The sequence below is a fragment of the Halomonas sp. 3A7M genome (assembly GCF_014897875.1).
Classification (GTDB): domain Bacteria; phylum Pseudomonadota; class Gammaproteobacteria; order Pseudomonadales; family Halomonadaceae; genus Vreelandella.
In genome coordinates this window covers 22,722-31,675 of sequence record NZ_JABUZD010000024.1, presented here as the reverse complement: position 1 = coordinate 31,675, position 8,954 = coordinate 22,722, and the positions used below count along the sequence as shown (strand labels likewise).

The following is an 8,954-nucleotide window of genomic DNA, read 5'->3' as shown; positions in this document are numbered from 1 at the left end:
AGCGACGATATTGGCTGGATGAAATCTTTCATGCGTTTGCCCTGTCAGTGTCGCTTGCCTTTGAACCCGCTGGCCGTGTTAGCGAAGTGTTGGCTGATAGGGGGAGTGCAGTTGAGCAGGGCGATGTGCTGGCGATACTGGATACCCGTCGTCTTGAAAGCCGTTTGGCAGAAGTGGCCGCACGCAGTGAGGAAGCCCGCGCCGGCCTTGCTTTTGCCCAGCGCCAAGAAGAGCGTGAAGCGCAGCTTAATCAAAGTAACTTCGCCAGCCGTACGACGTTGGACCAAGCGCGCACGGATCGGTTAACGCTTCAAGCCCGCCTTGCGGCACTGGCGGCGGAACGAGACAGTCTTACTGCTGATCTTGAGGACAGCACATTAAAAGCGCCCTTCGCCGGACGCGTCATTGAGCGTCATGTCAGCGTTGGTAGTTTAGTGACTAGCGGTACCGCCGCGTTTGAGCTGATCGATGTTGAGCAACTTGAAGCGCATCTAGGATTGCCTGCTCGGTTAGCGTCGACGTTTACACCAGGCGAGACGGTAACACTCAACGTTAATCACCACGCTATCGGCGGTAAGGTGCGTGCTCGGCTACCCCATATTGACAGCGACAGCCGCATGCAGACGCTGGTTGTCTCGCTTGACGCCTCAAACAGCGCGGTGCCTGGTGATCTCGTTGAACTTGGCTACGCAGTGGTAGAGCCTGCCAGTGGCTATTGGGTGCCGCTAGATGCCTTACGTGCTGCCGAGCGAGGATTGTGGAACGTACTGGTGGCAGAACCGCTGGAAGAGGGGCATTTTCGTGTGGCACGGGCGAGCGTGGAATTACTGCACACTGAAGGCGATCAAGCCTTTGTGCGCGGAACCCTTGAGCCAGGAATAAGGTTAATTACTAGCGGCATTCACCGCATCACCCCTGGGCAGCAGGTCACCCTCAGCGAGGATATGGCTTATGCAGCGCATTGAGTGGTTATTTAACCGCCGTTTAGTGGCATTAACCTTGGGGTTGCTGGTTGTGGCTGGGCTATCGGCTATTCAAACGCTTCCTCGGGCAGAAGACCCTCATCTGATTGCGCGTATGGCTACCGTGCTTGCGCCGTTTCCTGGTGCTACGCCGGAGCAGGTTGAAGCGCTGGTAGCGCGGCCCATTGAAAACGAGTTGCGCACTATTTCAGAAATCCAAGTGCTTGAATCTACGTCGCGCCAGGGCATCGCTGTTATCAGTCTTGAATTAGAAGACGCGGTTGTTGATGTCGCCCCCGTGTGGAGCCGAGTACGAGATAAGTTAGGCGATATCGCGCCAACCTTGCCAACCGGTGTGCAAACACCAGAGCTGCTGGATGACCGCGGTTACGCCTTTAGCATGGTGGCCGCCCTGCGCTGGACACTAGATTCTTCGCCCAATCCGCAGTTGATGGAGCGTTATGCTGAACGCCTAGAAGATCAGTTTAGGCGTGTTGCAGGCACGGAATACACCCATCTGTTTGGTGTCGCAGGAGAGCAGGTCGAGGTCATGGTCGACCCCTTAGAGCTAAATGCGTTGGGGCTTTCTGTAGGCCAGTTGGCCGCCGCCATTGAAGCAAGTGATGGCCGCCGCACGGCAGGCGAAGTGGTTACTCAAGGCCATCGGCTAACGGTCGGGCTGAGCGGTGAATTTGATACGTTGGACAGGTTGCGCGATGTCGACGTGGCTATCCGGCAGGGCCAAACGGTGAGGCTAGGTGAGATTGCCGAGCTGCGCCGCGGCGTGCAGGACCCGCCCGCCGCCATGGCGCTGCTTAACGGCGAACGAGCTGTGTTTGTGGGTGCCCGTATGGCTCCCGGCCAGCGTATTGATGTTTGGGTTGAACGGGCTCAGCAACAGCTAATGGCGTTTGCTGACGAGCTGCCCGTGGGCCTTGATGTTGAAGTGGTGTTTGAACAAGCCAGTTACACCAATCAGCGCTTAAGCGATGTCGCTAGCAGCCTGCTGATAGGGTTAGTGCTGGTAGTGGCTATTCTGTTTTTAAGCATGGGCTGGCGCTCGGCGATCACGGTGGGACTAGCGATTCCCGCCACGGCGCTGCTCACGTTGGCGTTTTTCAAGCCACTGGGTATTGATATCCACCAAATGAGCATTACCGGCATTATTGTGGCGCTGGGGTTAATGGTGGATAACGCCATTGTCATGACCAACGCCCTTCGTGAGCGTTTCTTGCAAGGGGACTCAGTGATTGCCGCGACCCGAGATGCCTTGCGCCATTTAGCCGTGCCGTTACTGGCTAGCACCCTGACGACCATTCTGGCGTTTATGCCAATTGTGCTAATGCCGGGGCCCGCCGGAGAGTTCGTAGGACCGCTAGCCCTGGCCGTTATTGTAGCGCTGGTGAGTTCTTACTTGGTATCGCTGCTGTTAGTGCCAGCGCTCTCTCCGATGCTGCTGGCCAGCGTGGCGAAGAAACCGTCAGGCTCACAAGATAACGTGATTAAGCGTGGTTTTCGGGGGGCCGTACGTAGCTCGCTGCGTCATCCGGTGGCTGCCATGATCATTACCTTATGCGTGCCTGTGAGTGGTATCGCATTAATGCCAACGTTAGACGTCGCGTTTTTTCCACCGGCAGACCGTGACCAATTCCACATTGAAGTACGCTTGCCACCGGCTAGCAGCATCGCCAATACCGCTGCGTTGGCCGATGAAGCCGTAACCCTTATCCGAGAGCTGCCGGGCATCAAGCGGGTGTCGGCATTTATCGGCGAAAGTGCCCCCATGATGTACTACAACGTATTGACCAATGAGGATAACAACCCAGCGTTTTTACACTTAATTGTCGATGCCGAGTCGTTAGCGGTGACTAACCAGCGGGTGCCAATGCTGCAGCAAGTACTTGATCAGCACTTTCCGCAGGCGCAAAGCGTGGTGCGTAAGTATGAGCAGGGGCCTCCGTTTAAAGCACCGATTGAGCTACGGGTCTATGGCGATGACTTGGACATACTGTCATCGCTGGGACTTGAACTAGCGAATCTAATGCATCAGTTGCCTCAGGTAACCCATGTGCGCGCAGGCATGCAGCGCGACCTGCCCAGGCTAACGCTGGATATCGACCAAACGGCGCTTCACGATGCAGGCCTCACGCCACAACGCCTAGCGGAACAGGTTGGTGCTGCACTGTCAGGCCAGTCTGCAGGCATGCTGCTGGAAGATACTCAGCAGCTTCCCGTCCGAGTGCGTTATGTTGGTGAATGGCGCACCGATGCTGAACAGCTTGCTGCGCTGCGCTTAGTCAGTGATGGCGTCGCAGAGGGGTTGCCGCTAGCGGCAGTGGCGGAGGTATCGCTAACGCCAGCCTGGAGTGTGATTACTCGCCGTAATGCGGAACGGGTGCAGTTAGTGCAAGGCTACCTGGTAGCCGATGCGTTGCCGGCAGTTTCCATGGCACAGCTAGAGGACGCGTTGCAGAACGCGCTAAATGCAGGAGAAATTCACCTCCCTTCTGGCTATCGCATTGAAACCGGTGGAGAGGCCGCCGAACGTAGCGAAGCCGTGGGTAACCTGCTGGCCTCGGTGATACTGTTGGTGATTGCCATGGTGGCAACGGTCGTGCTGGCGTTTAATTCCTTTCGCCGCGCTGCCATTGTGTTTATTGCCGGTGCCCAGGCGATGGGCATGGGCATTGTAGCGCTGCTGCTCAGTGGTCATGCATTCGGTTTTGTCATTATTGTCGGCATTATGGGGCTGGTGGGTGTGGCGATTAATGCCACTATTATCATCATTGCTGCGTTTGACGACGATGAAGCGGCACGCCAAGGCGATATCGATGCCATGTTAGCGGTCATTAGCGGCCCCACCAGTCGTCATATTATCTCAACGACGATCACCACTTTCGCAGGATTAATTCCATTAATGATGGCGGCAGGTGGATTGTGGCCACCTTTCGCGCAAACCGTCGGATTTGGGCTGCTTTTGGCAACGCTGGTGTCGTTTTTCTTTACCCCAGCGCTTTATCGGCTTTGGGTAGCAAGAGCAAGCTCGTCTATCGGTAGCAAGCATGCGGTAGCGGGAAACGCAATCTGAGCATACTTGATAAGGTAGTGTGAGTTCTAGGCGACGATGCCCTTTACCTGGAGTGGCATCGTGCCTAGTCAACTACAGCTGTCGGCGCCAGCGATTCTCAATGGTGTCCAACTCTGCCGGGCCGTAATGGGCCTGCTGATGTGACCCGTAGTAGGCCCATAATTGATCGCCGTAGTCGAAGTGCCACCACTCGCTGGGCAGGTTTGTGAAGCCTTGCTGTTGCATGGTGTGGTATAGCAGGCGGCGGTGATCTCGGGCGTTGACTTGCTGCGGCGTTAGCGTTTCCAGGTGCTCGAAATAGTCGCTATGAGAGGCGGGGATCGCTTCATCAAACAGTGTCCCCATATCCAGCGGCAGGCCATCGGCATCACATAGCGTGACATCGACGGCACCACCGGTGAGATGTGGGCTCGGTTCTAGTGGATTGCGGCTGGGAACCGAAACAAACTCCCTTGTGCGCTCCAGTAGCTCCGCCTCGCTGAGGTCGGGCTGATGATGCTGGATGGCTTCGTGCAGGGTATCAAATAGGTACTGCTGTACCCGCCATGGACGCCAGCCGTCCAGCACAATTAGACCGATCCCTTCGGGCAAGCTGCGCGCTGCGGCGAGTAGCGCCCGATAAACGCTTTCCCGAACGAAACACTCTGGTACCGCGCCGGGAATGCCCAGCCGAGCATAGGCGGGGAATACGCTAATCGGTGCCGGGGCGAGGCTCATTGGCACCAAGCGCTCACCATTATCTTCAATAGATGTTCGGCGTAGCTGTTCCCAGTTTGGAGCTAGGTGGCTGGGTAGAGGCGGTAAGGCCTTCACTAGTGTGTTCAAAGGCATCATGTTATCCAAGCAAAGGATTATTCAAGAAGAGCACTATCCAAACTGTGTAGGCAGCCAAAGCGTGAGTGGCGGAAACAGGATGAGTAGAAGAAGCACCGCAATCGCTGTTAGCACAAAGGGCCAAATGGTTCTGAATAGCGACACTATCTCCAGCCGACTGACCGCGGCGGCGACAAACACGCAGGCGCCTAGCGGCGGGGTGATTAACGCGATAGTAATGTTAAGCGTGATGATGACACCCAGATGAATGGGGTCGATACCCGCCATCATTGCCACTGGCGCAAAGATAGGCGTCAGTAGCATCAGCGCTGACACTTCCTCCATAAACATGCCCGTTATAAAGGTAATGGCACTCAGTAACAGTAGAATCACTACTGCGTTGTCTATGTAAGGAGATAACAGCGAGACAAATTGGGCGGGCACTTGTGCATAGGAGAGTAACCAGCTAATTGTCGCTGAGGCGGCCATAATCAGAAAAATCGCCGAGGTTAAGCGTGCCGTATCGACAATAGCTTTCCAGCACTCTTTAAAACGCAATCCTCCCAGCACGACCCCGCACAACGCGACATACAGCGCTGTCAACGCGCCCGACTCGGTCGGCGTTACGAAGCCCAGCACGATGCCAGCAACAATAATAAAAGGGGCGATAAGTGCAGGCAGAGCGGCTATAAAGGCAATGCCAAGTTGGCTGAGTGAGGGCAACTGACCACTTTTGGGTAACCGATGGCGCCAGGCATACCAAGCGTTCATGCCCATAAAGGCAACGCCTAGTAGCAGCCCTGGAACGACGCCTGCCAGAAATAGGTTGCCGGCCGAGGTATTGGTCAGTGAGGCGTAGAGAATCATAAAGATGCTGGGGGGAATAATCGGGCCGATTAACGAACTGCCGGCGGTCAACCCTGCGGCAAAGGCTCGCGAGTAGCCCTCCTTCTCCATGGCAGGTACTAATAGCGACCCAAGTGCCGAGGTGTCCGCCACTGCTGAGCCATTAACACCCGCGAAGAATACGCTCGACACCACATTGACGTGCCCCATGCCGCCCCGCAAATGCCCTACCATCAGGCGGGCGAGCCCCATCAAGCGTTCGGTTAAGCCGCTGACGTTCATCAGGTTGCCAGCGAAGATAAATAACGGAATCGCCATCAAGGAGAATACATTGATACCACCAAAGAATTGCTGCGGCAGCATGCGTGGAATCATTGAGGGGTCGACAAATAGAAAGCCGACTATCGCGGTGGTCAACAGGGCGATAAACAGGGGCAGTCCAATCAAAACGTGGCCCAGGAAAACAACCAGCATAGTGACAATCATAGGTCGTCCTCGATGGTCTTGAGTGGTGCAGGGCCATAGAGAAGCACATGCCAAGCCAGCAGCAGAAAACCAATCGGTAGCGAAAGCAGTGGCACCGTACGGCTAATGCCGAGCCCAGAAGTGGTAAACATACTGACCGACAGTGCATAGCGATAGCTAACCCATGCCCCGCCTGCCGCAATTAGTAGGGTGAGTAGCCATTGGTACACGTTTAGCAAGCGAGCAAAGGGGACGGGCAGTCGTTTCTCTAACAGACCAACGCGCATATGCCCTCCTTCAGACCAGACAGCACCAGCCGCGAGCATTACGGTGGCGATGATCAAGAAACGTGATAGCTCATCTGTCCAGATCGGCGCGCCACCAGCGATGTAGCGTGCAAACACCCCAAACAGAATAGCCGCAACATTGAGCGATAACAGTGCGCCCGCCAGAGTTAAGGTAACAGGGCGGCTGATCGCTAAAAGACGGGATCGAAGCGTATTAAACATGGCAGCCTTCCATGAAGCACAGGAACGTTAAGCACTTGAATATTAAGTGCTAGGGTCTTAAGTACTGGAGTATTAAGTACTAGGATATTAAGTACTGGAAATAGGGGGCCGGTAAGGTGCCAGCCCCTGTTGTTAACAGCCGTTAGTCGAGCAGTTCGCTCATGCCTGCATCTTCCAATGCCATATCGATCCAGCGCTGCTCGATATCACGCTCACCGAGCCACTCAAGGTAGGCAGGCTGGCCGATTTCGCGGAAAGCGGCTAGCTCTTCTTCAGAGGGGCGAATGACTTCCATGCCTTGCTCTTCCAGATAGGCGATACGCGCCTCTACCTGCTCCTCATTGTGCTCACGGGCATTGTGATTAGCTTCGGATACGGCCTCCATAAAGGCGCTGCGAAGCTCATCATCCCAACCCGCGATCATGTCGCTGTTGCCTACCAGGAACTGGTCGGAGTACTGGATATTGGCGAGGGTCAGGTAGTCCTGCACTTCGTAAAGGCTGCCTAAGATGATATACATCGGCGGGTTCATTTGCCCGTTAGCCACCCCGGTGCGCAGTGCCATATAGGTCTCTGTCCAGGGGATGGGAGTGCCGGAGGCGCCGAAGGCCTCATAAAGAGCGACTTGGCTAGGGTCCATGGCGCGGAAGCGGAGTCCTTCGAAGTCGTCAGGATGGCTGATCGGTCTTTCGTTATTGGTGAACGCCAAAAAGCCGCCCTCTTCCACAACGGCTAGCATATCGATACCGGCACGCTCCTGCAGAGCGTTGCTGACTTCCTGCCAATACTCACCCTCATCGAAGAAAGTGTGGGCTGCAGAAAAATCGTCGAACAGAAACGGAATAGCGCTAACGAAGATTTCATCCACAAGAGGAGAAACACCCGCAAATGACGCCACATTGAGCATGGGCGTATTCATGGTTTGTTCCATGCGCTCCTCTTCTTCGCCGAGCATGCTATTCGGATAGAGCTTAAGCTGGATCTCACCGTCAGTTTTTTCGTCTACCAACGTTTTAAGATTCTCTGCAAAGACGTGGACAGCGTTCTTTTCCGGGTCTGGGGCACCGTTGTAACTTAGATTAATCGTAGTCGCTGCAAGCACGTTCCCTGCCATCAAAGCAGAGCCTACTAGGCATGCGGAAATAAGCTGTTTAGGCGCAAAGTGTTGGCTCAATTTTGCTGGGTACATAGTCAGTCTCCTGGTTTATTGTCGTGAACTACGGGGCGCTATGGGCGCGTTATTAGATTTATAAGGAGTGCCTACTAGAAGACTATGTATTGAGGTGTTGACTATGCAATACCTAAACTGTGGCTTTTATTGCAACAGTCGTGGTGCATCGGCGGAGAAAAAGCGCATGCCTTTGTGCAAATGATTGATGCAAGTGATTGAGGCGACTGGGAGTTCCTGTCCTTTCAGGCTAACAATTTGTGCCCGCGTACCGTTCATCACCGGGTACTGCATGGGGAGTGTGAAGATCTCACCGCGCTCAATCTCATCCGCTACGGTGAGTTCGGGCATAAACGTAACGCCGATGCCTGAGCGGACAAAATTCTTTAACACCGCAACAGAGTTTGTATGCAGGCGTGCTTCAAGATGAATGCGCTCCTGGTGAGCCACCATATTGACCATTTGCCGCATACCAAAAGGATTGTCCATTAACGCCAGAGGCCACTCCTTTAAGTCATGCAGCGTTACCGGGCGATTAAGATCACTAAGTGGGTGATTGGGGGGGACAATGACATCGAGCGGCTGGCGCGTTTCCACGTGGCAGAAAAGTTGCGGGTCTACCGGCGGTGCATAAAGTAGCGCTATATCCACCTCGCGATCTTGGAGTAACGACATCGCTTCATTGACACCCGCCATGCGGATTTCAACTTTGATACCGTCAAACGCTGACATGAAAGTGCCTAACGGTGCGGCGATCAGGTCAGCAATAAACCCTTCTCCCACGGCAATGCGAACTTCCCCTTTCGCGAGACTTTGCAGTGCCATTAGTTGGGAGAGCACCGCTTCTTCTGAAGCCCGCTGGGCATGAAAATGGTGCACCAGTAGCTGGCCCGCTGCAGTGGCACGCATCCCTCTTCCGTGTCGCTCGCATAGCTGGGTATCCAGCTCTTCTTCTAGTGCTTTTAGTTGGCGGCTAACGGCAGAGGCATCGACATTCAGGTGGGCGGCGGCACGCCTGAGCGAACCGCGCCGAATCACTTCATTGAGGTAGGTTAATGCACGCTGGTTAAGCATAAAACACGCCTATGTTGGGGTGTTCTATA

The 8,954-nt window shown here is 54.8% G+C and carries 7 protein-coding genes; 2 read left to right on the top strand and 5 right to left on the bottom strand.

Going from position 1 to position 8,954, the window contains the following annotated elements; genetic code table 11:
• Positions 1-965, top strand: a 965-nt coding sequence (locus INT19_RS01935; protein WP_193059512.1) for an efflux RND transporter periplasmic adaptor subunit, incomplete at its 5' end; no start/stop codon positions are given.
• Positions 952-4,050 (top strand): efflux RND transporter permease subunit, encoded by a 3,099-nt coding sequence (locus tag INT19_RS01930; RefSeq protein ID WP_193059511.1) that lies wholly within the window; start codon positions 952-954, stop codon positions 4,048-4,050. The genes INT19_RS01935 and INT19_RS01930, both read left to right, overlap by 14 nt.
• A gap of 72 nt (positions 4,051-4,122) precedes the next feature.
• Here the strand turns inward: INT19_RS01930 and INT19_RS01925 are convergent, their stop codons facing one another.
• The 5 genes from INT19_RS01925 to INT19_RS01905 form a co-directional block, all read right to left on the bottom strand.
• Positions 4,123-4,884, bottom strand: a complete 762-nt coding sequence (locus INT19_RS01925) for a M15 family metallopeptidase (protein ID WP_442311354.1) — start codon at positions 4,882-4,884, stop codon at positions 4,123-4,125.
• A 33-nt stretch (positions 4,885-4,917) separates the two neighbouring features.
• Positions 4,918-6,195 (bottom strand): TRAP transporter large permease, encoded by a 1,278-nt coding sequence (locus tag INT19_RS01920; protein ID WP_193059510.1) that lies wholly within the window; start codon positions 6,193-6,195, stop codon positions 4,918-4,920.
• Complete coding sequence (locus INT19_RS01915) at positions 6,192-6,683, bottom strand: TRAP transporter small permease (RefSeq protein ID WP_193059509.1); 492 nt, start codon at positions 6,681-6,683, stop codon at positions 6,192-6,194. The genes INT19_RS01920 and INT19_RS01915 overlap by 4 nt, the downstream gene beginning before the upstream one ends.
• A 142-nt stretch (positions 6,684-6,825) precedes the next feature.
• Entirely contained in the window at positions 6,826-7,872 is a 1,047-nt protein-coding gene (gene dctP / locus INT19_RS01910; protein ID WP_193059508.1) for a TRAP transporter substrate-binding protein DctP, read from the bottom strand.
• A gap of 126 nt (positions 7,873-7,998) precedes the next feature.
• Entirely contained in the window at positions 7,999-8,925 is a 927-nt protein-coding gene (locus INT19_RS01905; RefSeq protein WP_193059507.1) for a LysR family transcriptional regulator, read from the bottom strand.
• Positions 8,926-8,954: the final 29 nt, after the last annotated feature.